26 protein-coding genes and 5 pseudogenes are annotated in these 23188 nt (G+C 70.4%); 12 read left to right on the plus strand and 19 right to left on the minus strand.

Features of this window, described 5'->3' with window-relative positions:
* Nucleotides 1–75: 75 nt before the first annotated feature.
* The 3 genes from ACFY7H_RS24765 to ACFY7H_RS24775 all read right to left on the minus strand — a co-directional run bounded on the left by ACFY7H_RS24765 (nucleotide 76) and on the right by ACFY7H_RS24775 (nucleotide 2886).
* A complete protein-coding gene (locus ACFY7H_RS24765; RefSeq protein WP_388941665.1) occupies nucleotides 76–426 on the minus strand; it encodes a hypothetical protein in 351 nt (116 codons plus the stop codon).
* Between the two features lie 675 nt (nucleotides 427–1101).
* A complete protein-coding gene (locus ACFY7H_RS24770) occupies nucleotides 1102–1719 on the minus strand; it encodes a pyridoxamine 5'-phosphate oxidase family protein (protein WP_388941667.1) in 618 nt (205 codons plus the stop codon).
* Nucleotides 1720–1755: 36 nt separating this feature from the next.
* Nucleotides 1756–2886, minus strand: coding sequence for a globin domain-containing protein (locus ACFY7H_RS24775; protein ID WP_388941670.1), 1131 nt, complete (start codon nucleotides 2884–2886; stop codon nucleotides 1756–1758).
* A 552-nt stretch (nucleotides 2887–3438) separates the two neighbouring features.
* Between ACFY7H_RS24775 and ACFY7H_RS24780 the strand changes: the two are divergent.
* A pseudogene (locus ACFY7H_RS24780) lies at nucleotides 3439–3856 on the plus strand (integrase core domain-containing protein); the annotation flags it as partial.
* Between the two features lie 272 nt (nucleotides 3857–4128).
* Here the strand turns inward: ACFY7H_RS24780 and ACFY7H_RS24785 are convergent.
* Nucleotides 4129–4773, minus strand: a complete 645-nt coding sequence (locus tag ACFY7H_RS24785; protein ID WP_388941673.1) for a LysR substrate-binding domain-containing protein — start codon at nucleotides 4771–4773, stop codon at nucleotides 4129–4131.
* Here ACFY7H_RS24785 and ACFY7H_RS24790 point away from each other — a divergent pair.
* From ACFY7H_RS24790 to ACFY7H_RS24800, 3 genes and pseudogenes are all read left to right on the plus strand, one after another.
* Nucleotides 4667–4891 carry a hypothetical protein gene (locus ACFY7H_RS24790; RefSeq protein ID WP_388941784.1) on the plus strand — a complete coding sequence of 75 codons (225 nt, stop codon included), beginning with the start codon at nucleotides 4667–4669 and terminating at the stop codon, nucleotides 4889–4891. The two genes, ACFY7H_RS24785 and ACFY7H_RS24790, sit on opposite strands and share 107 nt — an antisense overlap.
* 645 nt (nucleotides 4892–5536) lie before the next feature.
* Nucleotides 5537–5941 (plus strand): hypothetical protein, encoded by a 405-nt coding sequence (locus ACFY7H_RS24795; RefSeq protein WP_388941676.1) that lies wholly within the window; start codon nucleotides 5537–5539, stop codon nucleotides 5939–5941.
* A 421-nt stretch (nucleotides 5942–6362) separates the two neighbouring features.
* A pseudogene (locus tag ACFY7H_RS24800) lies at nucleotides 6363–6548 on the plus strand (IS701 family transposase); the annotation flags it as partial.
* Between the two features lie 239 nt (nucleotides 6549–6787).
* Here the strand turns inward: ACFY7H_RS24800 and ACFY7H_RS24805 are convergent.
* A complete protein-coding gene (locus ACFY7H_RS24805) occupies nucleotides 6788–7372 on the minus strand; it encodes a TetR/AcrR family transcriptional regulator (RefSeq protein ID WP_388941678.1) in 585 nt (194 codons plus the stop codon).
* 119 nt (nucleotides 7373–7491) lie between these two features.
* Here ACFY7H_RS24805 and ACFY7H_RS24810 point away from each other — a divergent pair, with 119 nt between their 5' ends.
* A complete protein-coding gene (locus ACFY7H_RS24810) occupies nucleotides 7492–8361 on the plus strand; it encodes an alpha/beta fold hydrolase (protein ID WP_388941680.1) in 870 nt (289 codons plus the stop codon).
* A gap of 391 nt (nucleotides 8362–8752) precedes the next feature.
* Here the strand turns inward: ACFY7H_RS24810 and ACFY7H_RS24815 are convergent.
* The 5 genes and pseudogenes from ACFY7H_RS24815 to ACFY7H_RS24835 form a co-directional block, all read right to left on the minus strand.
* A pseudogene (locus tag ACFY7H_RS24815) lies at nucleotides 8753–8911 on the minus strand (Na+/H+ antiporter NhaA); the annotation flags it as partial.
* Between the two features lie 141 nt (nucleotides 8912–9052).
* The gene (locus ACFY7H_RS24820) at nucleotides 9053–9400 is read right to left on the minus strand and encodes a peptidoglycan-binding protein (protein ID WP_388941683.1); all 348 of its coding nucleotides are present in this window, start codon (nucleotides 9398–9400) and stop codon (nucleotides 9053–9055) included.
* A gap of 13 nt (nucleotides 9401–9413) precedes the next feature.
* Nucleotides 9414–9824 (minus strand): peptidoglycan-binding protein, encoded by a 411-nt coding sequence (locus ACFY7H_RS24825; RefSeq protein ID WP_388941686.1) that lies wholly within the window; start codon nucleotides 9822–9824, stop codon nucleotides 9414–9416.
* Nucleotides 9818–10246 carry a hypothetical protein gene (locus tag ACFY7H_RS24830; protein ID WP_388941689.1) on the minus strand — a complete coding sequence of 143 codons (429 nt, stop codon included), beginning with the start codon at nucleotides 10244–10246 and terminating at the stop codon, nucleotides 9818–9820. The genes ACFY7H_RS24825 and ACFY7H_RS24830 overlap by 7 nt, the downstream gene beginning before the upstream one ends.
* 134 nt (nucleotides 10247–10380) lie before the next feature.
* Entirely contained in the window at nucleotides 10381–10770 is a 390-nt protein-coding gene (locus ACFY7H_RS24835; protein WP_388941692.1) for a hypothetical protein, read from the minus strand.
* An 856-nt stretch (nucleotides 10771–11626) separates the two neighbouring features.
* On the opposite strand from ACFY7H_RS24835, the gene ACFY7H_RS24840 reads away from it, so the two are divergent.
* A complete protein-coding gene (locus tag ACFY7H_RS24840; RefSeq protein WP_388941695.1) occupies nucleotides 11627–11770 on the plus strand; it encodes a hypothetical protein in 144 nt (47 codons plus the stop codon).
* 59 nt (nucleotides 11771–11829) lie between these two features.
* Nucleotides 11830–12138, plus strand: a complete 309-nt coding sequence (locus ACFY7H_RS24845) for a hypothetical protein (RefSeq protein WP_388941698.1) — start codon at nucleotides 11830–11832, stop codon at nucleotides 12136–12138.
* A 162-nt stretch (nucleotides 12139–12300) separates the two neighbouring features.
* Here ACFY7H_RS24845 and ACFY7H_RS24850 read toward each other — a convergent pair whose 3' ends face one another.
* Nucleotides 12301–12756: an IclR family transcriptional regulator C-terminal domain-containing protein gene (locus ACFY7H_RS24850; protein WP_388941701.1), complete on the minus strand. Its 456-nt coding sequence runs from the start codon at nucleotides 12754–12756 to the stop codon at nucleotides 12301–12303.
* Between the two features lie 976 nt (nucleotides 12757–13732).
* Here ACFY7H_RS24850 and ACFY7H_RS24855 point away from each other — a divergent pair.
* Nucleotides 13733–13927, plus strand: a complete 195-nt coding sequence (locus ACFY7H_RS24855) for a hypothetical protein (protein WP_388941704.1) — start codon at nucleotides 13733–13735, stop codon at nucleotides 13925–13927.
* 248 nt (nucleotides 13928–14175) lie between these two features.
* Here the strand turns inward: ACFY7H_RS24855 and ACFY7H_RS24860 are convergent, their stop codons facing one another.
* Together ACFY7H_RS24860 and ACFY7H_RS24865 are read right to left on the minus strand one after the other, a co-directional pair.
* Nucleotides 14176–14385 (minus strand): hypothetical protein, encoded by a 210-nt coding sequence (locus tag ACFY7H_RS24860; protein WP_388941706.1) that lies wholly within the window; start codon nucleotides 14383–14385, stop codon nucleotides 14176–14178.
* Nucleotides 14386–15172: 787 nt separating this feature from the next.
* Nucleotides 15173–15790 carry a TetR/AcrR family transcriptional regulator gene (locus ACFY7H_RS24865; protein ID WP_388941708.1) on the minus strand — a complete coding sequence of 206 codons (618 nt, stop codon included), beginning with the start codon at nucleotides 15788–15790 and terminating at the stop codon, nucleotides 15173–15175.
* 56 nt (nucleotides 15791–15846) lie between these two features.
* Here ACFY7H_RS24865 and ACFY7H_RS24870 point away from each other — a divergent pair, with 56 nt between their 5' ends.
* Nucleotides 15847–16338 carry a DUF1453 domain-containing protein gene (locus tag ACFY7H_RS24870; RefSeq protein ID WP_388941711.1) on the plus strand — a complete coding sequence of 164 codons (492 nt, stop codon included), beginning with the start codon at nucleotides 15847–15849 and terminating at the stop codon, nucleotides 16336–16338.
* Nucleotide 16339: 1 nt separating this feature from the next.
* Here the strand turns inward: ACFY7H_RS24870 and ACFY7H_RS24875 are convergent.
* Together ACFY7H_RS24875 and ACFY7H_RS24880 are read right to left on the minus strand one after the other, a co-directional pair.
* A pseudogene (locus tag ACFY7H_RS24875) lies at nucleotides 16340–16641 on the minus strand (IS5/IS1182 family transposase); the annotation flags it as partial.
* A 77-nt stretch (nucleotides 16642–16718) separates the two neighbouring features.
* The gene (locus tag ACFY7H_RS24880) at nucleotides 16719–16928 is read right to left on the minus strand and encodes a hypothetical protein (RefSeq protein WP_388941714.1); all 210 of its coding nucleotides are present in this window, start codon (nucleotides 16926–16928) and stop codon (nucleotides 16719–16721) included.
* 253 nt (nucleotides 16929–17181) lie between these two features.
* Between ACFY7H_RS24880 and ACFY7H_RS24885 the strand changes: the two are divergent.
* Nucleotides 17182–17665 (plus strand): annotated as a pseudogene (locus ACFY7H_RS24885) (DUF6233 domain-containing protein); the annotation flags it as partial.
* Between the two features lie 712 nt (nucleotides 17666–18377).
* On the opposite strand, the gene ACFY7H_RS24890 reads toward ACFY7H_RS24885, so the two are convergent.
* The 3 genes from ACFY7H_RS24890 to sigJ all read right to left on the minus strand — a co-directional run bounded on the left by ACFY7H_RS24890 (nucleotide 18378) and on the right by sigJ (nucleotide 20535).
* A complete protein-coding gene (locus ACFY7H_RS24890) occupies nucleotides 18378–18836 on the minus strand; it encodes a carboxymuconolactone decarboxylase family protein (RefSeq protein WP_388941717.1) in 459 nt (152 codons plus the stop codon).
* A gap of 124 nt (nucleotides 18837–18960) precedes the next feature.
* Nucleotides 18961–19443, minus strand: a complete 483-nt coding sequence (locus tag ACFY7H_RS24895; RefSeq protein WP_388941720.1) for a cupin domain-containing protein — start codon at nucleotides 19441–19443, stop codon at nucleotides 18961–18963.
* Nucleotides 19444–19644: 201 nt separating this feature from the next.
* The gene (gene sigJ, locus ACFY7H_RS24900) at nucleotides 19645–20535 is read right to left on the minus strand and encodes an RNA polymerase sigma factor SigJ (protein WP_388941723.1); all 891 of its coding nucleotides are present in this window, start codon (nucleotides 20533–20535) and stop codon (nucleotides 19645–19647) included.
* 371 nt (nucleotides 20536–20906) lie between these two features.
* Here sigJ and ACFY7H_RS24905 point away from each other — a divergent pair, with 371 nt between their 5' ends.
* Complete coding sequence (locus ACFY7H_RS24905) at nucleotides 20907–21308, plus strand: hypothetical protein (protein ID WP_388941726.1); 402 nt, start codon at nucleotides 20907–20909, stop codon at nucleotides 21306–21308.
* 283 nt (nucleotides 21309–21591) lie between these two features.
* Here the strand turns inward: ACFY7H_RS24905 and ACFY7H_RS24910 are convergent, their stop codons facing one another.
* On the minus strand, nucleotides 21592–22344 hold the full coding sequence (locus ACFY7H_RS24910) for a nucleotidyltransferase domain-containing protein (RefSeq protein WP_388941781.1): 753 nt from the start codon (nucleotides 22342–22344) through the stop codon (nucleotides 21592–21594).
* 91 nt (nucleotides 22345–22435) lie between these two features.
* Between ACFY7H_RS24910 and ACFY7H_RS24915 the strand changes: the two genes are divergently transcribed.
* A complete protein-coding gene (locus ACFY7H_RS24915) occupies nucleotides 22436–23047 on the plus strand; it encodes an SGNH/GDSL hydrolase family protein (protein ID WP_388941729.1) in 612 nt (203 codons plus the stop codon).
* The last annotated feature ends 141 nt before the right edge of the window (nucleotides 23048–23188 follow it).

Consider the following 23188-nt stretch of genomic DNA (forward strand, 5'->3'; position numbering starts at 1 on the left):
TTGCAGCCTTCCCCATCCGTCAAAGTCTGATGGCAGACGGTCAACTCTGGGTGGCGGCACAGGACAACTGTCAGGCTATGCGGCGTCGGCGGTGCCGGCCCTGAGGTCGTAGCCGAGCACGTCGCACAGCGTCTGCTCCTGGAGGTCCGACAGCGGTACAGGCTCGAACGAGTCCTCTACCTGGACCAGGGTCCGGATCGCGGCGTCCGGTCGGCGCTGCTGCCGGCGGACGTCCACAGCGTGAGCGTCGACCAGGTGCAGGTCGATGTCCGCGAGCAGGAAGGAGACTTGATGGACGTCGAGGGCGTGGCGGCGGCCGTCGGCTGGTTCGTGTGGCGGGGCGACGCCCCTGAACTGCGGGCGGCTGCCCGGCCCCGGGGCGGGCCGGCCGCGGGTAGCCCGTGCCGGTATGGCGTGCGCGGGCAAGGTCCGGTGCCCGACATGCCTGGAGCAGTACCACCGGGGTCGCCGGCATCCGCAACGCGCGGCCCCGAGCGGCGCATACATGGTTAGGGCGCCGGCGTCGACCGGGCCTCCGCCGCCCTCCCGGCTTAGCAGGGACCGCACCGGCGGCCGGACCCGTGGCCGCCCCGAACCCGTAGGCGGCGCCTGCCGCACCCGAGCCCGGTACGCCCGCGACCGCGCCGGAGGCCGCCGCTTGCCCGGCCCCGGCCACTGGAATCGGTGGTGGTGAGCGCGGACACCCGGGGTTGGGCATTCCGGACGGCCCGGACCTGTCCGGCCGGCCCGCGGCTCTTCAGCGCGGGCCGCATGGCCGGCCAGGTCTTGGTTCCGGCTGGCCGTAGCGAGCGGAGAGGACGGCCACCGATCCACCTCCGCGTTCTTCGCCGCTACCTGGTGCCTGATGAGGACCAGGTGGCCGACGTCGCCCGGTGCGCACAGGGTGCGCGGTCCGTCCATAAGGACGACCCAGTACGCCGGTCAGGGTCGTGGCCGAGTCCGCCACGGTACGGCAGTACCGCGCGACGGGCCACGGGCGCCCGCCGCGACCGCCGCGGCGGGGGCGCGCCCACGGCGCCCCGCGCTGCCCAGAGTCGATGTCACAGCGCGCCCGTGCGCCTCACGCCCGACCGCGCCGCGTCAGGAAAGTCCCGACCACACCGCGGCACGGCGCTTGGTGAAGTAGTCCGCGTCCTTGGGCCGGGCCGGGTCCTGGCGCAGGGGACGGGGAGCCGGTTCCAGGTGGGGTATGTACTTCGAGCAGTGGATGTACGCCTCCTGGACCGTGAGGTGGACCCACAGCTGGGGCCCCCGCCCCGGCGCGACGTCGGTGGGCAGGCCGGGATGGACCCGGCGCAGCTCCGCGTCGTCGTAGAGCCGGGCGACGCCGTTGACGTGCAGCCCTACGTGGTGGTGGGTGAAGTCCACGAAGAGCATGCCCAGGTGCGGGTTCTCGGTCATGTTGCCGGCGCTGGCGAGCACACCGTTCCCGCGGAACTCGGGGTAGGCGAGCGTCCGGTAGTCGATGACGTGGACGAACCCCGGCGGCCCGGCGCGGAAACTGGCGTCGCACTCGCCGTGGGAGTCGGCGGTCGCCAGGAACACCATGCTCTGGCAGCCGATGAACTCCCGCATCTCGTCCGTCAGGTGGGAGCGTACCTGCTGGTCGTAGAAGCGGGCGGCGCGCTCGGCCGTACCCAGCTGCTGCTGCAACCGGCGCTCACCGGCCGAACCGGACGACGGTGGAGGGAAGATCACGGGGGCTGCTCCTGGGAGAGTGAACGGGGATCCGGCTCAGCGGGTGGACAGAACGGGGGTCTCGAACGGGTCGTGATGGATACGGTCGGGCAACGTACCGTGGAGGGTCAGCGTTTCGCTGGCGGATGAGACCATTGCCGCCGGTCCGCTGAGGAACACGTCGTGCTGGTACCACGGCCCGTACTCGGCCAGCACCGTCGGCAGTGATCCCCGGATGCCGGGGATGTGTTCGTGGGAGACCGCACCCCGCAGGGTCAGCCAGTGGTGCCGCTGGACCATCCGCAGCATGTCGTCCACCCCGTACAGTTCGTCGCCGGTGCGGGCGCCGAGGAACAGGTCCACCTGGTGGCGTCCTCCGCGACGGGCGACCTCCTCGATGAGGGCGCGCATCGGGGCGAGCCCCGTACCGCCGGCGACGCAGAGCAGGTCCTTGTGCACGGCCGCGTCCAGGACCATGTCGCCCATCGGCGGGCCCAGCCGCAGCACGTCGCCCACCGCTGCCCGGTGTACCAGCGCCTCGCTGACCGAGCCGCCGGGCACCGCGCGGACGTGGAAGGTCAGGGTGCCGTCGGCGCGGGGCGCGTTGGCGGGGGAGTAGTAGCGCCACAGCTTCGGCCACCACGGCGTCTCCATGCTCACGTACTGCCCGGCCTGGTGCGCGTAGGGCAGGTGGGGGCGCACGGTTATCTCGGCGATGCCGTGTCCGCGGGGGAGGTGGTGGACCACCGTGGCGGGCCAGACGGCGGGCCGCACCGCCTCGTCCTCCTCGGCGGCGCTGATCATGACCTGGGAGACCACGCCGTACGCCTTCGTCCACGCGTCGGCGATGTCCTGCGTCCAGGCCGCGCCCGCGTAGCGGGCGAGAGAGGCCAGGAGGCACTCGCCGACCGCCGGGAAGTGCGCGGCAAGGGTGCCGAACTTGCGGTGGTCGCGGCCGAGGTGCCCGCAGAAGCGGACCAGGTTCGCCGGGTCGTCGACCACGTCCACGATGTGCAGGAGCGCGCGCAGGAGGCGGCCGCGCTGGGCGTCCATTCCGGGCGGGAACAGCGGACGTACTTGCGGGTAGCGGGCGAACAGGATGGCGTAGAAGTAGACCGTCATCTCTTCGGCCACGGGGGCGACCACCGACACCGAAGCCTTGACCAGGTGTATCTCGTGCTCCGACAAGGGCGTTTCGGAGGCCAGGGGCGGCGCAGTGGCGGGGGCGTGATGGTGCGCCGGTTCTTCCGTGGGCTGGTGAGCGGGCGGATTGCTGGGGCGGCCGATCCGGAATCTCAAGGGACGAGCGCTCCTCCGCTCCTTGTCCGGACGGATCTCCGTCTCGCGGCGGAAGGGGCGATGTGGTGTCGGGAGAGCATGAGTCCTCATCGGGTAGGGGTGCCTGGTCATAGAAGCGGATGAAATGCTTCCGGACCGCCCATGATCTTTGAACAGATTGTCGATCGGGGGAAGCGTCGTTTCCGCTAGAACTCGTCCCCAGATCTTGTCGCATTATGTGGGCCGGTCATGGGGTTCGGGTGAGGGATTCGGGGAAGACTCAGCGGCCGGCCGCCGAGGGTGCGGGGTGCTCGGCCGTGCTCGCCGGCGCCAGGCCCTGCGTGGGTGTCGCCCGGCCGCTGACCGACTGGGAGCGCGTGCTGCCGGTACGCGCGTACGACCGGCCGCGTGCGGTTGACGAGGCCGCCCGTACCGGCCGCACCGCCCGCGTCGAGCACACCTGCCGTCGACGACCACTCCCGCCTCGTCTACAGCGATATCTTGCCCGACGAGAAGAAGGAAACCGCCACCGCCTTCTGGAGCAGGGCCCAGGCCTACTACGCCGGCGTCGGGATCACCGTCGAGCGCGTGCTGACCGACAACGGCTCCTGCTGCAAGTCGTATGCCTGGCGCGACCCGCTCGCGGCGGCCGGGGTCAGCCACAACGAACCTGGCCCTACCGCCCGCAGACCAACGGCAAGGTCGAACGCCTCAACCGCACCCTCCTGGACGAGTGGGCCTACGCCCGCCCCTACCGGTCAGAACAGGAACGACGCGACGCCTTCCCCAGTGGCCGCACACCTGCGATCACCACCGCGGACACACCGCACTCGCAGGCAAACCACCCGCCAGCCGCGTCCCCAACCTCACTGGGCAATACACCTACGGCCCGCGTACGGGTGGTGGTTCGTCGGGATCGAGGGGGACGGGGGTGGCGCCGGGGCCGAACCTGACCGGTGGGTGTCGTTCCGGGTCGGAGCCGGACGGACCAGAACCGCGCCCGCAGCCGGGCCACGACCACATGGCTTTCCGAGGGCCGCGGTCCGAGGGAACCGATCATCCCAGGTGGTCCCTTCACACCACCCAGGCGCCGGTGCAGCGGCATCCGGAGGCCGTCCCGCCGGAGTCTGAGGACGCCGTGCGGCTTTTCGCTCAGGCCGGGCGGGAGGCTTCGGCACCGGCGACGGCCGCCGGGTGCGCGACCGGAACGACGGGGTGGACACCGACCAGAGGGTCCGCCGAGGCGTGGGCGTCCGCCAGGGCGGCGGCCACCGCGTCCACGAGCGGGTCGGGGGCGTCCGCGCGCCGGGCCAGCACCAGGCGGCTCGGCGGATGGCCGTCGACCGGGACGAACGCGAGGCCAGGGCGCGCGTGTCGGCGCGCGGCGCCGGCCGGAAGTATCCCGGTTACCCCGTCCCACACCACCGCGTGCAGGCATTCCTCGACGGACGCCACCACCGGGCCAGGAGTGTCCTCCTCAGCGGCGAGCCAGTACGCGCGCCACCGCGCGTCCGTCCCGGCCGGCAGCCGGAAGCGCGGCCTCCCCGCGAGTTCCCGCACGTGCAGGCGCGACCGCGCGGCGAGTGCGTCGTCTGCGGGCAGCGCCGCCACCAGAGGCTCGACGCCGAACTGACGTACAGTCAGTCCCGAAGTGTCGAAGGGGAGACGGGTCAGTGCCAGGGACGAAGCGGTGACCCTGCGGGAGCACGTCTCGCTTTCGCACGGATCTGCCGCCGACAAGCAGGTGACCGTAGTAAGGGCCGGGAACACCATCGCCACCTTCACGCGGCTCGACATCGGACGAAGCTCCTCCTTCCCCACCGAGCTGATCGAACGCCAGGTCGGCCGCCTCAACAACGTGCAGCAGAACGCTGTCTCCGCTGACGGGGCCGCCCGGGGTGAAGGGAATGGATGACCCGCCACTCGGGTGATTTCTGTGCGGGCCGAGGTCACGAGGAGGACGGACGTGGTGAGCTTGTCGCGTCGGCTCTTGGTGTTGGAGACCCACACGCCCAGCTTCACCACGACCGGCTCTGCCTCGCCCTCGACCGTTCGACCTCCTCACCGTGGGCCCTGGCGACCGGCCGGGGCCCCGCCTTCCCGCTCCACCCATTGCGTGAGGGTTGTCAGGCTGCGTTGGAATGCCTGCTGTGCCTTGCGTGGTCCCTCCCGCCCCAGGACTGGCCGCAGGGGCGGGAGAGGGCGCCTGGTCGGGCTGCACGCCCAGAGCGGTCAGCCGTGTCTGCTGCTCGGGCAGCAGTCGCGCCCAGGTGGTCGGTGGCTTCTGCTGCTGAAGCCACCTGCCGACGTTGTCGCCGTCGAAGACGACGCCCGGCGCGGTGTGGGGCAGGACGCCATCAGCGTCGGCCAGGTCCGCCAGGACGCGCTGGTGCCTCTGCCAGTCCACCAGCCAGGGGCAGTTCCAGTCCTTGTCGATCGCGGCCAGCTGTGCTGCGCGCTCAGCGGCCCGGTCTGGATCCTTGCCCAGCCGTTCTTGGGGTCCGCGGCGGAGTCGGCCAGGTCTGACGCCGGTTGGCGGACGCTGCGGGAGACTGTGGTTGTGTACGACGACCACGGCTGCCGCGCCCGCCGCCTTCTCATCGCCGCCCTGATCCCGCTGGCTGCGGATGCCGCTGCCCAGCAGAGGTGGCTGAGGTCGTTCCCCATGGCCACGGACGATCTGCTGTACGACTTCGACAACGCCCTGCCGGTGTTTGTGCACGAAGAGGGCGATGAGATTGACGCCGTGGCTGTGATGGGGGAACTCCGCATGATCGGGGATCACTTCCAGGAGATGTGCGGTGAGCGGCCGGCTGACCCGTGGGCCTACGAGGCTCTGGCCACTGATCCCGCCTGGGCGGCGGTACGGGACCTGGCGCGGGAGATCCTCTTCGTCCTCACCGGCGACCGCGTCCTCCCCATGCCCGGCATCGACGTCATCCCCGCTCGGCCGAGGCGGGCCTGACTGCGCAGGTTGGTTGAGTACTACCGCCGACCGGTCCGTTCGGGTACGTCTGCCTGTCGTTCGGGGGCCGGCGGGCGTTGGTGGGTCAGGTAAGGGGGGTGTTGGTGCAGGTGAAGGCGTACCGGGTCCCTTTCTGTGAGGGCTTCAGCGTGCTGGTGGAACGGGACGTCGATTCTCCGGTCATCTGATGATCTTCCCGCGATCCATGCCCGCTCCCACGAGGCCCGGCTCCCCCGCCCGGGGTGCCGGGCCTCGTGGCTTCCGCTCCCGGTGCGGGGGCCGTGCCGTCCGCGCCCGGGGCCCACCTCAGGCGCGCCGCCGCGACGCGGGTGGCGACGCCGTCCAGCAGAGCCGTCAGGCCGAAGGCGAACAGGGACTCCGGCGACAGGGCGGAGCGCCCCCGGGCTGCGGCGAAGGCCGGGTCCGGATGGCGATGGCCCGGAGGCGGATCGAGCACGACTACCGCGAACTGAAGACCGACCTGGGCTTGGACCACTTCGAGGGACGTTCGTTCACCGGTTGGCACCGCCGCGTCACCCTCGTCACCGCCGCCCACCTGTTCCTGACCGAGCAGCGGACCTGCCCAAAAGCCCCTGCCCGGGCCTGACCCTCTCCCAGGCCCGGGACCTCCTCCAACATCTCCTCGCCACCTGGACCGGCACCTGCCCCACCTGCCGGCAAACCATCCGACCGCAGCCCCACGACACCGTCTAACAAAGCACTACTAGTTCATGGGGCGGGAGATCTCACGGACGAGCAGTGGGCGGTGCTGGAGGGGTTTTTGCCGAAGGGGCCTGCGCCCGCCCGGTCCCGGCGGCGAGGCCGGCACGGGAGGCCGGCCGACTCTCACCCCCTGTAGGAATTGATGAGCCGGGCCAGGTGCTCGCCCGCGACGGTCAGCGGTGTCTCGCTCTTGAAGACCTGTGCGGTGAGCTCGGCGCCTTCGAGGGTGCTGATGACGGTGATGGCCAGGCCGTGCGCGTCGCCCTCCGGGAATCCGGCTTCGCGAAGTGTGTCCGCCACCAAGTCACGCCAGTGCTGGAAGGCTTGGGCGACGGCCTGCTCGATGTCGGGGGCCCGCCCGGTGGTTTCCAGCGCTGTGGCGCTGATCGGGCAGCCGTCCACCCAGCCGGATTCGCGCAGGAGGCGGGCGAGCTCGCGGGCGCAGGCGGCGATGGCCTTCGCCGGGTCGGCCTCCGCGGACAGCACGGCCGACAGCAGCTCCGCGAACTCCTGGTCGGCGTGCTGGACCGCGGCCACGCCCAGAGCCTGCTTGCCGCCGGGGAAGAAGTGGTAGACCGAGCCGAGCGTGGCCTTGGCCTCCTGGGCGACCTGCTTGATGCCGGTCCCCTCGTACCCCTGACGCTGCATCAGCAGGGAGGCCGCGTGGACGATGCGCTCCCGAGTGCCCGGCTGTGGTGATTTCGCCATACGGCAAAGCCTACTGGGTAGAGCGTTCGTTCTAGCTTGTGGGGCGCGCGGGCCTCGTGCTAACTTCCGACTAGTTAGAACGTTCGTTTTAGCGACTCTTGGATGCCAAGGAGCTGGAAATGGAGCACAAGCGGATCACCGTCAACGGCCTGGACCTGGCCTACGTCGAAGCGGGAGAAGGGCCGCTCGCCCTGATGCTGCACGGCTTCGACACGCCTCACCTGTACCGGTACCTCATGCCCGCGCTGGCCGAGGCGGGATACCACGCCGTGGTACCCACCATGCGGGGGTTCGCCCCGTCCCAGGTGCCGCCGGACGGCAGCATGCGCCTTCCCGACCTGATCGCCGACGCCAACGCTCTGCACGAGGCGCTCGGCGGCGGGTCCGATGCGGTTCTCATCGGGCATGACTGGGGCGGGTTCACCACCTGGGGAGCCGCCGCGGCCGCACCCGAGCGGTGGGCCAAGGTGGTCGTCAACGACGTACCGCCCTTGTCGTTCTACGACCGCAACAGCGCGGACCCCGGCAGGATCGAGCGGTACGTCCACTTCTACTTCTTCCAGATGGCCATAGCCGACCAACTCGTCGCGGCCGACGACCTCGCTTACCTCGACTGGCTCTGGGACCACTGGACGGGAACCGTCCCCGGCTACGACTCCACCGAGGACCGCAAGGCCATGAAGGAAGGACTCAGCACGCCGGAAAGGCTCCACCTCGGCCTGGACCTCTACCGGCAGAACTTCCCGGCCGCAACATTCGGCACCCCGCAATGGGACATGGCCCGCGTGCTGAACAAGCTGCCCTCCCAGCCCACCCTGTACCTCCACGGAACCGAGGACCCCGTGGTCGACGAAGCGACACTCGCCGAGATCATCGCCATGCTGCCCCCCGGATCGGACGGCGCAATGATCGAAGGCGCCGGCCACCATCTGCTCGCCGAGAAGCCGCAGGAAGTCAACGAGCGCATCCTCGCCTTCCTGGCTCGCTGATCACCCCCTGCGGCGGGGGGGGGGGGGGGGGCCCCCCCCCCCCCCCCCCCCCCCCCCCCCCCCCGCAGCGGGCGCGGCTACCGGCACACGGGCCCTCGGCTCGCCGCTGCTCCCTCTCGCTCGTGACCGCTGTGCTGCTCACGTGAATCGCGGTCTCCGACGCGACTACGGGGGCGGATACTGGCGGGGCGATCCGCGCGGGGAGGGGATTCACCGGCGAAACGATCAGGCTTGGTCCAGGCGGCCGGAGCGTGCCGGCCCGTGTGCCGGCCAGCGGCCTGGCGGTGGACGGCGGAACGCGACCGGCTCTTCGCCTTCGGCAGGCTGCGGCGACACTGAGGTGGAGTATCGGGAGTGGGCGGTATTCCACCCGATGGGCGCCGCCGCGCCCGATGCGCGCCGGCACAGCGACGCCGCCGAGGGCCGCGGCGACCGGCAGCCCGGCCCGCTTCGGGTCGCGCAGCTCGCCGTGGACGAGCTCCTGCTTCAGCCCGTTGCCGACGATGAAGAAGAACACCACCGGCAGCCCGTCGGCCGCCCACGCCTGGACTGGGCTCGAAGGCTGGGTCGGTCATTCCGCCGAGCAGGCGACGTGGTGTCGCTGGCGCCACGATCCTGAACTGACCCGGGACCTGTGTTCACCGGGCTCCAGGCGCCCCCCCGACCGGCCGGCGCCGGCCGGTCGGGGGATTCACACGCAGGATCCGTCGATCAGACCGGCCCAGGTTTTGGGGCCCACCAAGCCGTCGATCTCGTGGTTGCGGAAGCCGCAGGCCCTCTGGAAGGTTCTCACCGCGCGGGTGGTGGCCGGGCCGAACACCGCGTCCACCGCGAGGTGCCCGGCGCCCTTCGCGTTCAGTCTGCGCTGGAGGAAGGCCACGCATGGCCCGCTGTCCCCCGGGGACAGGAAGGGACGGGAGGTGGCGCAGTTGGCGGCGCTCGGGGTTCCCGGGGCGGGCGCGAGGGCGGATGCCGGGGAGCCGGTCGCCGTGAGGGAGGCGATCACGACGGCGGCCAGCACCGCTGCGTACTTGCTCATGCCGGTCTTCCCTTCACCCATTGCGCAGCGCCGCCCATGTCCTCGGTCCGACGATTCCGTCGACGCCAAGCCTGCGATCCCGCTGGAACGCCTTGACGGCGCGCTCTGTCTTCGGCCCGAACTCGCCGTCGACGTCCGTCGACTCGGGAAGATAGCGCCAGGCGTGCAGATGGCACTGGGCTTCCTTCACCTTCGTGCCGCGGTCACCGCGGCTGATGAGATCGCTGCCGTTGTAGAGTCCGCACCTTCCCATGGTGAACTGGGCGGATGCGGCAGGCACAGCCGCGGCCGCAGAGGCCGCGACCGGGATGAGTCCGCCTATGAGGGCAGTGGTGAAGACGAGGATGGTAGTGAACGTGGCGCGTGCCCGCATGAGAGGTGGCCCAGTCCGTGACGTCGGGTTGGCGGATGCAGGGTTCAGCATCGTGACGTGCTCCTGATCTTGATCTTGTCGATGGTCCCGTACATGAGGGGGCTGGCGGGGTTGGCCAGGGGCGGGACGCAGATGACCCTGCCGTTGGTGAAGTGCATCAGAACGGTGTCGTCCCTGCGGGTGTTCACCAGGTAGGCGGCGCCACGGCTGGCGTGCAGCACCTGCCAGTCGGCGGTGACGTCCTTGTAGCGACCGGTCTCCGTCTCCCCCTGGTAGAGGCAGACGTACGGGTAGTCGCATCCGCGGTACGCCGCCGGACTTGCCTGCGCCGCTCCTGCGGCCACCACGACGAGGAGCGTGGCGCCTGCGCTGATCCCCGGCAGCCCCCGCAGCCGGCGAGCCGGCTTTCGCGGGGGCGCTCCGGCGCTGGTCACGGTGTGTGTCTTGGTGATGGTGTGGGCCTTGTGGGTCATCACGCTCCTCGTGAGTCGAGCTGTGAGCCGTCCGGACGGCCTGCCCGCCGGTGTTGACCGGCCGGCAGGGCCCGGCGCCGCCCTGCGCGTCGCGGGGAGCACCGGGCCCGGCTTTGTCGTGGTGTGCGTCCGGATCAGCAGCGGCCGAGGCCTGCCGGTGGGTCGTGCGGGGTGTTCACGTTGCCGCCCCAGGAGTAAACGTCGTAGTAGGTGCGGCTGGTCGAGTCGTCGATGACCACGCCCCGGTACCAGACGTTGGTGTGGTGTTTGCCGTCGTTGTAGTCCGAGCCGCGCTTGTAGCACTCCACGTAGAAGCTGGACTTGGCACCGGTCACGCCGGCCTTGCGGCTGCTCAGGTAGGGGCCCCAGCGCAGCTGGCTGTTGGCGTCGACCGTCGTGTTGATCGCCTCGGCGGCCGCGCCTTGGGGGGCGGACTCGGAAACAGCGGTCCGCTGGTTCGGCTGCTGGGCGCTTGCGGTGGTGGTCGCCGACGCGGAAACACTGATGACGCAAGCCGCCGCCATGGCCACACCCGTACGACATCGTGCTGTCGTTCGCATCAGACTCGTCCTTCTCCCTTGGATTCGTCGAGTGGATTCGAGGAAGACCCTAGGGAAGCGAGGTCATCGTGCGCATCGGGTAGCGGGTTGAGCCCTCTCCGGCCTGCGTGCAACCACCGTTTGACCCCGTGTACAACCACTGCCCGAGGCCGCACTAACGCCCTGGGTGCACGCCGAGGTCCCTGGTGCTCGACTGGCTCGGTGACACCGCCTACGACGCCGACGATGAGTGCGTCGCCACCGGCGAACGCCTCTTCGAGGCTTCCTGGCCGAGTACGAGGAGATGCGTGCCTTCCGGAACGCACGTCCAGCGATCTCCTCTTGAGGCCTATGCCCCCTGAAGCCTCCACTGACCACCCCCAGAGTGGTCGCACCACGAGAAGTGCCCAGAGCCGAGACTCACCAACAAAGCCAGGCTCCTCGGCCGCCTCGTCCCTGGCTGCCGGTGGCACCTCGTCGGTGCCGCAGGGCTGCTTCCGCCGCCCGTCGCGAGTTCCTGCAGGACCTCATCAGCCCGGACACCGCTCCAGCGCGGCCGTAGCGCCTGCGGCACGCCTCGACGTCAGACCCACCTCCTCGCGTCGAAGGCGGGGGCCCGCACCGGACCTCCTTTACAACGGCCCGATCCTAGGACAGGGCCTGGACCGTGCCGGTCTCCTCGCACCGCCCCCACCACGCCGGGTGATCCCGCCGCGGGGAACTGGGCCCACCCGCCAGGGCGCATGCGCAGCGAGAAGGCCATCGACGCCCCGTACCACGGAGTGGCCGACAAGGTGACGGGCACGCGTGCCGAGTGCTGGGGGCCATCAACAATGGCCAAGTGCGCATGCGCACCGTCTCCTTCGCAGAGAGGGGAACCAGCGGTCCGGCCGGGGCCCGGACCCCCGACGGGCGTCCCCTGGGCACGGTGACCGCCTACTGCCTGGGCCAGACCCTGTGCCCCGACTGGGTCAACGACCTGTGACCGCCCGCGCGGCCGGACCGGGAGAGGGAAGCGTACGGGCATGGACGACCACTTCACCGATGCCCCTGCTGACCCTGCGCAGGTTCATCGGCGTACCCCTGCCCGGCACCGACTGGCGCATCCGCGCGATGGTCCGCCCGGACCCGGACACCGTCCGCGTCTACCTCGCCCACGGCAACCGCACGCTCGGCATCGACCTGGCCGTACGCGACGACACCGGCACCCCCCGCACCGTCGGCTGGTGGGCCGCCAGCAAACTCATCGCCCTCCTCCGGCCGGAGGAGCCCACCACCCTGGCAGCGCACCGCGTCCACGACGCGCGGGACCCGCTGTGCGAGGCCGTCTACGACCTCACCAACTGGGCGTGATCCTTTCGCCCTCGCCGCCGGCCATGCTCACGCCGAGAACCGGATGCCGGGACGGGGGCGGGGGAGACCCGGCCGCCGCCCCGGTTGGATGGAAGTTTCAGGCTGTTGCGAGGTGCCGCCGGCTGAGCCCCGGCACCGGCCGCGGGGACGTTCGGGCAAGTTCTACAGGGTGATGCCACCGGAGATGAGCAGGGTGAGCAGGACGGGGATTGCCTTGCGGGCGAGGGTGTGGGTGGCGTGCTTGAGGCGGTGGGCGTCTGCCAGGGGCATCGCGAGGGCGAGGCTGCCGGCTTCGGTGCCGGTGTTGACGCCTACGGCTGAGCAGACGGTCTTGTTCGCGTACTCGCGCAGGTCGAAGACGGGCTGGTTGCAGGTGAGGCGCTCGAGGGTGTCGCTGAGGACACGGGCGTCGGTGATTGTGCGCCGGGTCAGGCGGGCCGTGCCGTAACGCTTAAGGTGGTCGGTCCGCATGTCGGAGGGGAACTGGGTGAGCAGGCTCTTGCCGATCGCGCTGGCGTGCGTGGCGGCCTTCTCCAGAACACCATCCCTGTCAATGGTCGCTTCCTGGCGCCGTACACCATCTCGTCCTGGGCCGAGTCGGCCGCCGTGCCCGTGCACCGGCGGCAACGTGCGGGACCTGGCTGCCGGCCCCGGCGGGCAGCCGGCGCCGCGTTCGCGCGCGGCCGTGCGCGGCCGGTGGTCGGCGGGAAGGCGGGTGCTGCGGGCGGGTGCCTTGTTGAGGCACTGCCGACGCGGTAGTTCTCGTGCGGGCGGCGTGCTGGGCGAGGTGAAGGCGGCCGCGGTCGGGCGTCTCAGCTGTTCCGTGTGAGGGTGCTGAGTCGCAATGGTCGGGGTCGCCCGCGAAGTTGTAGAGGCGTGGATCGTTTCGGCTGCCGCCGAGGTAGAGGCCGCCTCCGAAGTAGGCCTCCTTTGACATCGCTGTCCCAGTAGCCACTGATCTTGTGGAAGCTGAAAGAGACCGGCCAGCCCACGTCGTGGGTGGCAGCCAGCCTCCAGGTTCCGCTGCCGGTTCTGTCCTGGGGGCCGCCAAAGGCTCCTTCAAGGTCTGCGGGCCACCCGACCGTCGTGAAAGTCCCGTCGTCGCGCAGAGTCAACCGTGCGGCAGAGTCTGCGTAGGTGCCGACCAGGTCCTGCCTGCTCAGCCCCTCGGGCCTCTGGCCCGCTGCAGGGCATGGGGCATATCGGCCGCATCCAGTCGTAGTCACCGGTCCTGCCAGGACCAGCGTGCATGCGAGGAGGCCGAGCAGCCTGCGGTTCATACGGACCCCCACCCATGAGCCTGAACGCGTTCCGTATCTCAGCCAGGTGCGCTCGCGCTTGAACTGGGTATCGCTTGCTGTGGGGGCGAACGCGAGAGGCAGGCATCGCTTCCGGTCTCCCGCGGGCTCACCGCCTGCGCAGAGCCCGTCGACCCGCCCGCCGGGCCTCGCAGGGGGTGTAGACGCGCGCCACGACGGGTTCTGGTTCGTGCACTCCCCGCCGCCGGAACCTACGCTCCGGCCGATCTGACACGCCATGCGCGCGGGTCGGGGCCGTGTGCGATGGCAGCGGTGAGACCTTCGCGTCTCCACAGGTGAATGCCCGAAAGCCCGCGGTACGGGCGGCCCGCCGGATGGAGGCCACCGCCAGCGAAGTCGGCTACTGGGCGGCTCACTGCGCCAAGAAGGACGCCACCCCCGCACAGACCGCGGCCGCGCTCGGCCTGACGGAGGCTGCCGCCCGCAGTGAACTCGCCCGCCTGGGCCGTTGGGGCCGCTATCAGGCGTGAGGAAGGCGTGCTTCGGGACGAAACGGAGCTTCTGGGCGCCTTTCCCGGCGTCCCGGTCACCACGGCGGCGTCGGTGTTCGGCGCGGCGTCCATGCTGCTCACCTGCCTGTGGGAGTGCTCGTGTTCGGAGTGCGCCTCGACCCGGCGCACGTAGCGGGAATGGCGGTGGCGGCAGGGGTGACCATTGGCGGGTGGCGGCCCTGATTACCGTGGAGGGCAGCTCTCGGCATCACCATCAGCCGTGGGATTCAGCGCTTGATGATGACATAGATTTTGTCCGGTTCGCGAAGCGCCATCAGACCCCCTGAGAGCAAGCAGGCGATGAAGGAGACCAGAATCCCCCACGGCTCCCAGGTGGCCACCGAGGTGATCAGCCCGAGGACGCTGAGCCCCAGGATGAACGGGGACATCCACACGAGCAGACCCAGGAGCATGAATCCCAGGACGATGTCGACCAAAGCATGCCGGTCAGCTGAGTCCCCCACAGTTCTTCATCTACACAACCTCATTGCGTTGCCTTGTGTGACCGGGGTTTCGAGTCCCCGGGACGCCGACGGAGGGTTAGGTCGCCTCGTGACGCGGCTTGGGCGGCGAGTAGGCCCTCAGCAGCGAGTCAAGGGCGGTGCGCCGGGACCGAAGTTCCCACAGGATCCAGCCTTGGGGTTGCTCTCGCAGCGCGGTGAGCTCGGCATCGTCATCCGCATCGGCTTCGACGAGCGGGCGCCGGCCAGGAAAGGTCGAAGTCATATGGTGGCGGTTCCTCCACTCCTCGCCGAGAGCCTCGGCCGTTACCACCGCCGCCACCAGCTGAACATGCTCGGCCAACGAGCTGTCCGCCGGGTCGGCGCTCTTGGCCCCGTGATTACGGGACGACGATAACCTATTTCGTCGGAACGACGATAATAAGGCTTCTCTCATTGATGGTGCCCCGGATCGGCTGCAGCCCAGGAGCCGTTCCGCTTCACGTGCGTGGGCCAGGCCGCCCACAGTCCGGCGAACGCGGCGCGGGTGGCGGACTTCCTCGGCGCGGGGACGCGGCCGCTGTACAACCGGCTCCGAAGGGCTGGGCGCCGGCGGGCAGCATCGCGCCGCGATCCTGCCCTGCGCTGGTTGGCAGTCGATGTGGAGACTGCGGGCTTTCGCCTGCCACGCCGACACGGCGGCGACCGTGGGGAAGTGCCGGCCAGGTGACCGGTGAGCCCTGGATGTCTCGGAGGCGTGCACGCTGAACGTGTTGGCCGGAGGTCAACTGCCGGCTTTGAGGGCGTCCAGGTGCCGCCGCAGTACCTGCCGGAGCAGCTTCGGCGGATAGCGGTCCGGCAGCAGCGTCGCCTGGAGAGTGAGTCCGTCGAGGAGGGCGGCCAGTCGCGTGCTTTCCAGTTCGACGTCCATGCCGTCTGGCAGCCCGCCGGCGCACTGGGCTTCGTGTAGCACGCGCGACATCAGGGTGTGCAGGTCGGCCTGCATCTCGGCTGCACAGGGCCGCAGTTCGGGGCGGGTGTGTGCTGCGGCGGTGAAGGCGAGCCAGAGTGCGGCCTCCTGGCGGCGGGCCTCGTCCAGGGGGAGGAACTCGGTCAGGAGCTCTTCTGTTGCGGCCCGGCGGTCGGTGCGGCCGTCGGGAGCCAGGAGCCGCTCGGCGTGGGTGCGGATACGGTCGCCGATGCGCTGGCTCAGCTCCCTCATCGTGAAGGTCATCAACTCGTCGTGGTCTGCGAAGTAGTGGCGGACCGAGCCGATGGCGAGTCCGGCTTCATCGGCGACGTTCCGCAGCGACGCATGCTCCAGCCCATGCCGGGCGACGACGGACAGGACGGCCTGCGCCACCGCCCTGCGGCGGGTCACGGGATCGACGATCTTTGGCACATTGCTGTTATAGCACGACTGGGCTAACATCTTTTTAGCTCAACCAAGCTATAAAGATGGGCGGTATCTGTGTGAACCCCTGGCTGCTCGCCGCGATCATCGCGGTGGTCGTGATCGCGGTCGTGATCAAACGGATCATCGGCGAACCGGTCAACGTAAGGGATCTCTTCGCGGCGCCTGTGATCCTGACCGGCATCGGCGTCCTGTCCCTCATCAAGATGAAGGACCTGACCGGCACCGACCTCGCCTGGGTCATCACGGGCTCCGCCCTCGGCGCGGCACTCGGCGCACTCCGCGGCGCCACCGTGCAACTCGTCGACAAGGGAGGCGTCCTGTGGCAGCGATACACCGGCCGCACCTTCCTCGCCCTGATCGGCACCCTGGCGGTCACGGCCGGCTTCAGTGTCCTGGCGGTGAAGATGGGCATGCACGAGAACGCACGCCCCCTCCAGCTCTCCATCGGTGTGAGCTTCCTCGGCGAGTCCCTCATGATCGGCCGCCGCGGCATGGCTTCGGGAATTCCTTTCGCCCCGGCACGTACTCGCTGACTCGAGCGAGTGCGCGGACGACCGCCGCCCGGACGTGGGACACGGATGCGTTCGAGGACCGGGATCAGCTGCGGAGCATCACCCCGACTGGCCTGGTATGACGATGAACGCGAGCGGACGTCGGCCGCCCTCACCGGCCAGATGGATCTTGCAGGTCAGCCCGCCACGGGAGCGGCCCAGGGCCTCATCTGAACGATGTTGAACAGGTCGGCCGCGTCGTCCAGGAATACGCGGCGCGGCGGTGCGGGCGCCTGCGGCATGCTGATGGGCGCGGCAGGAGGTCGAGTCCACGCTGACCATGCTCGGTCATCAGGTCACCGGGGAACGTAATGGTCGGCCGGCCTCGTCCACCAGGGCGCCCTCACTCGAAGGGGTGGAGATCAGCCGCCCTCGATGGAGTCGAAGCCGAGCAGCACGGGTCCAGTTCCTGCGCTGCGTCGCGCAGGGAGCACAGCCGGGTGACCGGGCTGCTCCGCGACGTCCAGCGCCCGCTCCAGGGGCAGCAGCGGCGCGCCCTGCGGGGCCTCGGTGCGGTCGACGGCGTGCAGCACGGCGCGGCCGGGCTCACCACTGCCCGATTTCTGCAGCACGCAGCACGCAGCCCGAAGGCCGGCGGGGCCCCAGCACCTCGCGCGCCGCCGACGGCGGCGGCAGGCGCTCGGTGGGCACAGCGTCGTAGGAGACTCCGTCGACCGGCCGTACGTGCTCGGAGGCGCGTACCCACACCCGGTACTCCGCGGCCGGCGTCGCCGTCCTTGGTGTTGCGGTACGCGGGCCGCGTGTCCAGGCGCTCGTCCGTACGGTGGGAAACGTGACGAGATCCTCCGCCCCGAGCCGCTGCCTGTGCCCATCTGGGTGCTGCTGCCCGGGAACCAGGAGGTCGTCGCCCGCCTGTGGTCCCGGCGCCAGTTCGCCAGACGGCTGGCGGTACGAGGTCGGCTGCCGACGTACCGCAACGGCCCCTGGGGACTCGGTGGAGCCTGCCGAGCACCGGGTCTGGGTCCGTGCTCCGGACGAGGTGCGGCCCGTGGACGGCGTCTCGTACGACCAGGTCCCCACCGAGTACCCCCCGAAGCCGTCCCTCGTGGACCAGGCCTCGGGGCCACGCCGCCCGTGGCGCTGGGTGCTGGCGAAGGCCGGCGTCCGCGGTCCCAGCCGGGGCGGTGTCGTCCACGCCGTCGACTGCGACGAGGCCCCGGCCGGGGCGCCGGTGCTGACGGTGGAGCGGGCCCTGGACCTGCCGCAACAGCCGGGTGTCCGGCTGTGCTCGCTGTGTGGTGCGGCCGCCGAACTCGCCCCGGTTCTCGCAGACTTCGACCGCGGCTTCGACGGCGAGGGCTACCGGCCGGACGCCCTGGGCACCGGTGGCGTGCGAGGCGGCAACGACAGTCTCCCGCCGGGAGCCCACCCCATGACATGGTGTGTCCATGACTAATCAGCGCCGATGTCAGATCTGCTACGGGCCCAACCACTCGGGAGTCAGGTTCCAGGATCACCTCTGCGCCGATTGCCGGGCCAAGAGAAAACGCAAGTCACCAGACGAGATCCGCCGGGAAAAGGGCGTTCATCCTGACGACATCTTCAGGGCCCTCCCTAACACTGACCCGCCCCGGGCCGGCGGGCCGGGCAAAGTAGCCCCACGGGGAGGGCTGTACGCCCGCCTGCGCGCCGCTCTCCGTCGCAATGGGTGGGGCGGGTGACCGGGAGAGCGCCGCAGAGGGCCGCCCCGAGCCACCCCGCCGGGCCGTGACCGTAGGATGCGAAACGCCTGGCCCTCCGGCAGCTCCGTGACGGGCGCGGGCCTCGGGCGTCGGGTCCGGCGGCGGCTCTCCTGGGTTGGCTGACCGGCCGCGCGGACGGGCACGGTCTCACCCTTGACCTGTCTGGTCCGCTGCCAGAGGTGCCCGCTTGGCGGGAGCTGACCAGGCGCTGGGCGCCGGGCGTCGAGTGGCGACGGACCCGGCGCCCGGGCCTGCGGTCAGGCCAGGGGCGCGGTGGCGGCTTCGGTGATGGGCAGCACGTCCGGCCGGGCCGTGAGGTCAGCCGGCGACGGTGAATCGGCTGGTGATCACGACCCGGTTGAAGGCGTTCATCAGGGTGGCCAGCCAGGCGACTGCCGAGAGCTGGTCCGCGGTGAGGACGGCTGCGGCGGCGTTGTAGTCCTCGTCGCCGACGTGTCCGTCCGAGACGCGGGTGACGGCCTCGGTCAGGCGGAGAGCGGCGCGTTCGGTCTCGGAGAAGTAGTCGGTCTCCTCCCAGCCGGGCAGTACGGCGATCCGGTCGGGGTTCTCGCCCATCTGGAGGGCGTCACGGGTGTGCATGCGCAGGCAGAACGCGCAGCCGTTGATCTGGGAGCTACGGATCTTCAACAGCTCGACCAGGAAGGGGTCGAGGCCCGCTGCGGCGGCGGCCTGCTGCACCTCCTCCGACAGGGCGGTGAGGGCCTTGTAGGAGGCCGGGTGCTGCTTGGCGAGGTTGACGCGCTTGGGGTCGTTCATGGTTCCTTCTTTGGTTCGTGTGGCCTGCGTCGCGCCCTTCAGGCGCGACGAGGAGGCCGAAGTGTGTTCCGGCAGAAACCGAAACGGAGTGCGCGGAGAGCGGCCACCCGCTGCGTACCCTCGGCTAGGACTTCGGGTCGTCGGTCTTGAGTGCCTCTCCGGGGCCGGCAATGAAGACGACGAGGAGCTTGGCCGGCTTGGTCGCGCTGGTGTTCTCGGCCTGGACGTGGTGGGCGCCCGGCGGCTCGACCCAGTTCTCGCCCTGGTGGTAGGTGGTGGTGGGCTGGCCTTCGAGCGTGCTGCGTACGCTGCCTTCCAGGACGTACGCGTAGGCGAACGCCTGGCCGTGCCGGTGTGGTACCGCGCGAGCGTTGGGAGGGAAGTCGACGATCGCCGTGGTGAACGTCTTGCCCTCCACGTTCGGAAGGGCCTGCTGGAGCAGGGGTGTGAGGGAATCGGTAGGGTGCTCCGTCGCGACGGCCGAGGCCGATGGCGAGGGCGGGGGCACGGGGTGGGCGTGGGCGGCCGGGGTCGAGTTGCCGCAGGCCGTGGCCGCAGTCAACGCGGCAGCTGCCAGGACGCCACCGGCGATCCGCATTCTGATCATGATGGGACAGGTCCTTGCTCGGGGGGAGCGGCTCGAGCGCGCAGCCCGTTCACACGCAGGGCTCACAGCGGCTCGTCGTCGGAAGGACGCGGCAGGTGGATGTGTGCCGTTCCGCACGATCGATCTCACCTCCGCGTCCTTCGTCGCCCGCTTCTTGCGTTCTCACCAGGGAGACGAGATAGCCCCTGCGGGTGTGACAGCTCAGACGCGCATGAGTTTGTCGGGGTTGATGACCCGGCGGTACGCGGTGATCAGACCGTCGGTGATCTGGACGGTGTCCACGGAGTCGACCCGGCCGTCCCGGTAGAACACCAGGGCGAGCTCGCCGCCGACCTCGGCGAAGGCGATGCGGTCCGGATGCCACTGGCGCCCCACCCGCACCATGACCTCGGCGACACGCTCGCCGCCGTGGATGAGCTTGCGGGCCGCGGTGACCTTGCCGCCGCCGTCGGTGACGAAGACGGCGTCCGGGTGCAGCAGCCTGACCAGGCCGGCCAGGTCCCCGGCCTCGTATGCGGCGCGGAACACCGCGAGGACGCGTTCGCGCTCCGCCTTCGGCGCCTGCGGCACGGACTGCTTCGCCTTGGCCACCCGCCGTCGTGCCCGCGAGGCGAGCTGCCGGGCGCCCGGGGCGGAGACGTCCAGCACTTCGGCGATCTTGCCGAACTCAAGCCCGAAGACATCGTGCAGGACGAAGGCCACCCGCTCCGGCGGGCTCAGCTCTTCCATGATCAGCAGCATCGCCGAGCTGACGGACTCGTCGACGAGCACCGGCTGCGACGCGTCCGGCCCCGTCAGCAGCGGCTCCGGCAGCCACGGCCCGACATAGCTCTCCCGACGGACACGCGCGCTCTTGAGAATGTCGTACGACCGCCGCGCGGCCACCGTCACCAGCCAAGCCCGCAGATCACCGACGTCCCGCAGATCCGCTCCGGCCGCCCGCAACCACACGTCCTGGGTCACGTCCTCGGCATCGGCCACACTCCCCAGCAGCCGGTAGGCCACACCGAAAACCGCAGGCCGGTGCAGCTCCCATCCAGCTCCGAGCTGGTCCTCCTGCTCAGACCGTCCGGGCCCGTGCCCATCACCCATAAGATCGCGACCTCCTCCAGCCTGCGGAGTCAGCGTAGCCATTCGCCCCGTTGCCGCTGGCGCCCGGCTCCTTACGGCCCAACGCGTCGGTAACTATCGTGGTGAGGATCGCCCCCGCCGCGGCCTTCGTGCTCCACAGCAGCGCTGCGGCTGCCCCCGGCCCCTTCGCCGCGGACGGCGTCGTGAAAGGAAAGGGCGCCAGTCCCCGGGGGCCTCAGGGACAGGCGCTTTCATCGGGCGGAGCCGGTCAGGGCGCGGAGTGCGCGTCCCGGTACTCGCCGGTTCGCTCCGCTGTTCGGGCCGTCATGCGTCCCGGCCTTTTGTGCTGTGCGGGGGAGTGGGGTGTGGCTGGTCTTGGGTCGGGAAGGCTGGTGCTCGTGATCGAACGTGATGCGGGCGCCCGGGAAGTGGCCGGTGGTGCCGATGTGCTGGACTTATACCTGCAGATGGCGCGTGCCCGGCTTTCCCCGGCGCGGTTCGAGGCTGTTGTCCGGGCGGTGCAGGACACCTGCGGGCTTCTTGCCCAGGGCCATCAGGCGCTGGTAGCGATGCCGGGGGAGGAAGGTTTCAGCCCGGAGATGCAGCGCGAGTACCTCGCACTGCTCGCGGTGATGATCACAGGCAGCCTCGACCACCGGGTCGTCGAACTCCCCGGCCCCGATGACGTGCCCGCGCTGGCCGTCTTCCGGACAACCAGCGCCCCGGGCCGGCAGACGGCAGGGCAGGCTCTCCCACGAACCCCCGCACGGCACCCTCAGGACGACAGGTGCTGACAAAGGCGGCAGGTCGCCACGCTCTCACCGACCCACGGCTGACCGTGCACTCTTCAGCGGTACCCGGAGTTCGACATTCCGCGCCGCGTTCCTCCGGCGCCGGAAAGTGTCGAAGCCGGCTGAACGGACTGGCCTGCGCGTAACGGGCGCGTGCACGGCCTCGTACGTTCGGGCGGGTTCTTCTCGAACGTACGGTGCGGTGGTGTCAGCCCGCGGCCGCGTCACTGTCACCCGACCGACCGCTCCAGCAGCGGGCCCCGGCCGCTTCACGAGGCGCCGGGGATCAGCCGTGCACCCGCCGCGCCGCGGAGACGGACTCGTTGATGCCGTGCCAGGCCCTGCGGTAGCCCTCGCGCAGAGGGCCGCCGACGAGGTCGAGAACCTCCGACGCCGCGCCGATCAGTGCCGCGGGATCGCCTGACCCGCACAAGTGGTGGTGTCCGTCGAGAAGGGCGGCCCCGCGCTCGGGGTCGGCTTCCAGCAGGCGGCGGGGCAACCACTTCCCGCCGCCGATCCACGCGTGGTGGTGGTCGCAGAGCAGTTCCGCCGCGGCATTGACCACGTACCCGGCCACGGCCAGCCGCTCGATGGGGTCACCCGCGTCGCCGAGGTCGTCCAGTGCGTCCGTCAAACCGTAGCGTTTCGTGTCGACGGCCTCCGGTTCCAGCGGGGGCGGGCCCTCGCGCAGGTCCGCTTCGGCCAGGGCGCGGGCGCGCCCGGCCGCGCCCTGGGAATCGACCAGAACGAAACCGGACGCGTACATGTTCTGCAGGACCGCCCGGCGTGCCGCGACGTCCGCCGCGAAGAGCTCCAGGAGACCGATAGGGGTGTGGACGAAGAGTTCTACCACGCGCTCCTCGAACCGGATCGTCTCCCGATACGTCACTCCGCCGTCCTCGATGAGCACCGCGAGGTCCAGGTCACTACTGGCAGTGGCTCGTCCAGTGGCAGTGGAGCCGGCGAGGACCACGGAGAGCGCATCGGGGAATCGGCTGTGGACGAGACATCGCGCCTGGTCGATCGGGTCTGCATGAATGAGGCGCTATGTTTTTGATCTTGAGCAGGACCTCGGGCAGCCCGTACTCGGCTGCCGCCGGGGCCGCGACCACACATTGGAGGAGAACGGCATGATCCGCCTCTCTGCAGCGCCCATGACCTGGGTGGCCACCGGGGACAGCATCACCCAGGCCGTACTGCACACCCACGGCGCGCGGGGCTGGGTGGAACACCTGCAGGAACGGGTCAGATGGGAGCTGGACCGGCTGACCGACATCGTCGTCAACACCGGGGTCTCCGGATGGCGGGCCGTGGACGTGCTCGGTTCCTACGAGCACCTGATCGGGCGCTTCGCGCCCGACGTCCTGTCCATATCGCTCGGCACGAACGACGCACGCGCCGGCCTGGCCGGGCTGGCGGAGTTCCGGGACGCCATGTGCCGGATCGTCGAGCGCACGGGTCCGGACACGCAGATCGTCCTGCACACCCCGGTGCTCGTCAGCGTCGCCGGCCGCGAGGCCCGCGGCACGCTCCCGGAGTACGCGCAGGCCGTACGGGATCTCGCGAAGGAGACCGGCACGCTGCTGGTCGACCACGAGGCGTACTGGAACGCGCACTTCGACGGCGCCGACCCGATCGCCTGGCTCGACGACCCGGCCCACCCCAACGCCGTAGGTCACCTGCAGATGGCCGAGCACACGCTCCGGACCCTGGGCCTGGGGGCGTTGGAACCCCGGGCCTGAGCCGCTCGCCCCGGCCTCTGGGGCGGTCGCGGGCGCCCTGGGGCGGCCCGGTCGCGGCCGGTGGCCGGCGGGCCGGTGAAGCGCCGGCCGCGGTCCGGGCACCCCTGAAAGCGTGTCCGGCGGGTGCGGATGAGACACTCA

Origin of the sequence: Streptomyces sp. NPDC012794 (genome assembly GCF_042901085.1) — a bacterium.
Classification (GTDB): Bacteria; Actinomycetota; Actinomycetes; order Streptomycetales; family Streptomycetaceae; genus Streptomyces.

What these genes read in the sequence shown, in the direction of transcription:
- ACFY7H_RS24810 (WP_388941680.1), top strand. Translation starts at nt 7,492, where the DNA reads ATGGAGCACAAGCGGATCACCGTCAACGGCCTGGACCTGGCCTACGTC.
- ACFY7H_RS24845 (WP_388941698.1), top strand. Translation starts at nt 11,830, where the DNA reads ATGCCCCTGCTGACCCTGCGCAGGTTCATCGGCGTACCCCTGCCCGGC.
- ACFY7H_RS24890 (WP_388941717.1), bottom strand. Translation starts at nt 18,836, where the DNA reads ATGAACGACCCCAAGCGCGTCAACCTCGCCAAGCAGCACCCGGCCTCC.
- sigJ (WP_388941723.1), bottom strand. Translation starts at nt 20,535, where the DNA reads ATGGGTGATGGGCACGGGCCCGGACGGTCTGAGCAGGAGGACCAGCTC.
- ACFY7H_RS24785 (WP_388941673.1), bottom strand. Translation starts at nt 4,773, where the DNA reads ATGTCGAGCCGCGTGAAGGTGGCGATGGTGTTCCCGGCCCTTACTACG.
- ACFY7H_RS24830 (WP_388941689.1), bottom strand. Translation starts at nt 10,246, where the DNA reads ATGACCCACAAGGCCCACACCATCACCAAGACACACACCGTGACCAGC.
- ACFY7H_RS24870 (WP_388941711.1), top strand. Translation starts at nt 15,847, where the DNA reads ATGGGCGGTATCTGTGTGAACCCCTGGCTGCTCGCCGCGATCATCGCG.
- ACFY7H_RS24825 (WP_388941686.1), bottom strand. Translation starts at nt 9,824, where the DNA reads ATGCTGAACCCTGCATCCGCCAACCCGACGTCACGGACTGGGCCACCT.
- ACFY7H_RS24915 (WP_388941729.1), top strand. Translation starts at nt 22,436, where the DNA reads ATGATCCGCCTCTCTGCAGCGCCCATGACCTGGGTGGCCACCGGGGAC.
- ACFY7H_RS24895 (WP_388941720.1), bottom strand. Translation starts at nt 19,443, where the DNA reads ATGATCAGAATGCGGATCGCCGGTGGCGTCCTGGCAGCTGCCGCGTTG.
- ACFY7H_RS24805 (WP_388941678.1), bottom strand. Translation starts at nt 7,372, where the DNA reads ATGGCGAAATCACCACAGCCGGGCACTCGGGAGCGCATCGTCCACGCG.
- ACFY7H_RS24820 (WP_388941683.1), bottom strand. Translation starts at nt 9,400, where the DNA reads ATGAGCAAGTACGCAGCGGTGCTGGCCGCCGTCGTGATCGCCTCCCTC.
- ACFY7H_RS24835 (WP_388941692.1), bottom strand. Translation starts at nt 10,770, where the DNA reads ATGGCGGCGGCTTGCGTCATCAGTGTTTCCGCGTCGGCGACCACCACC.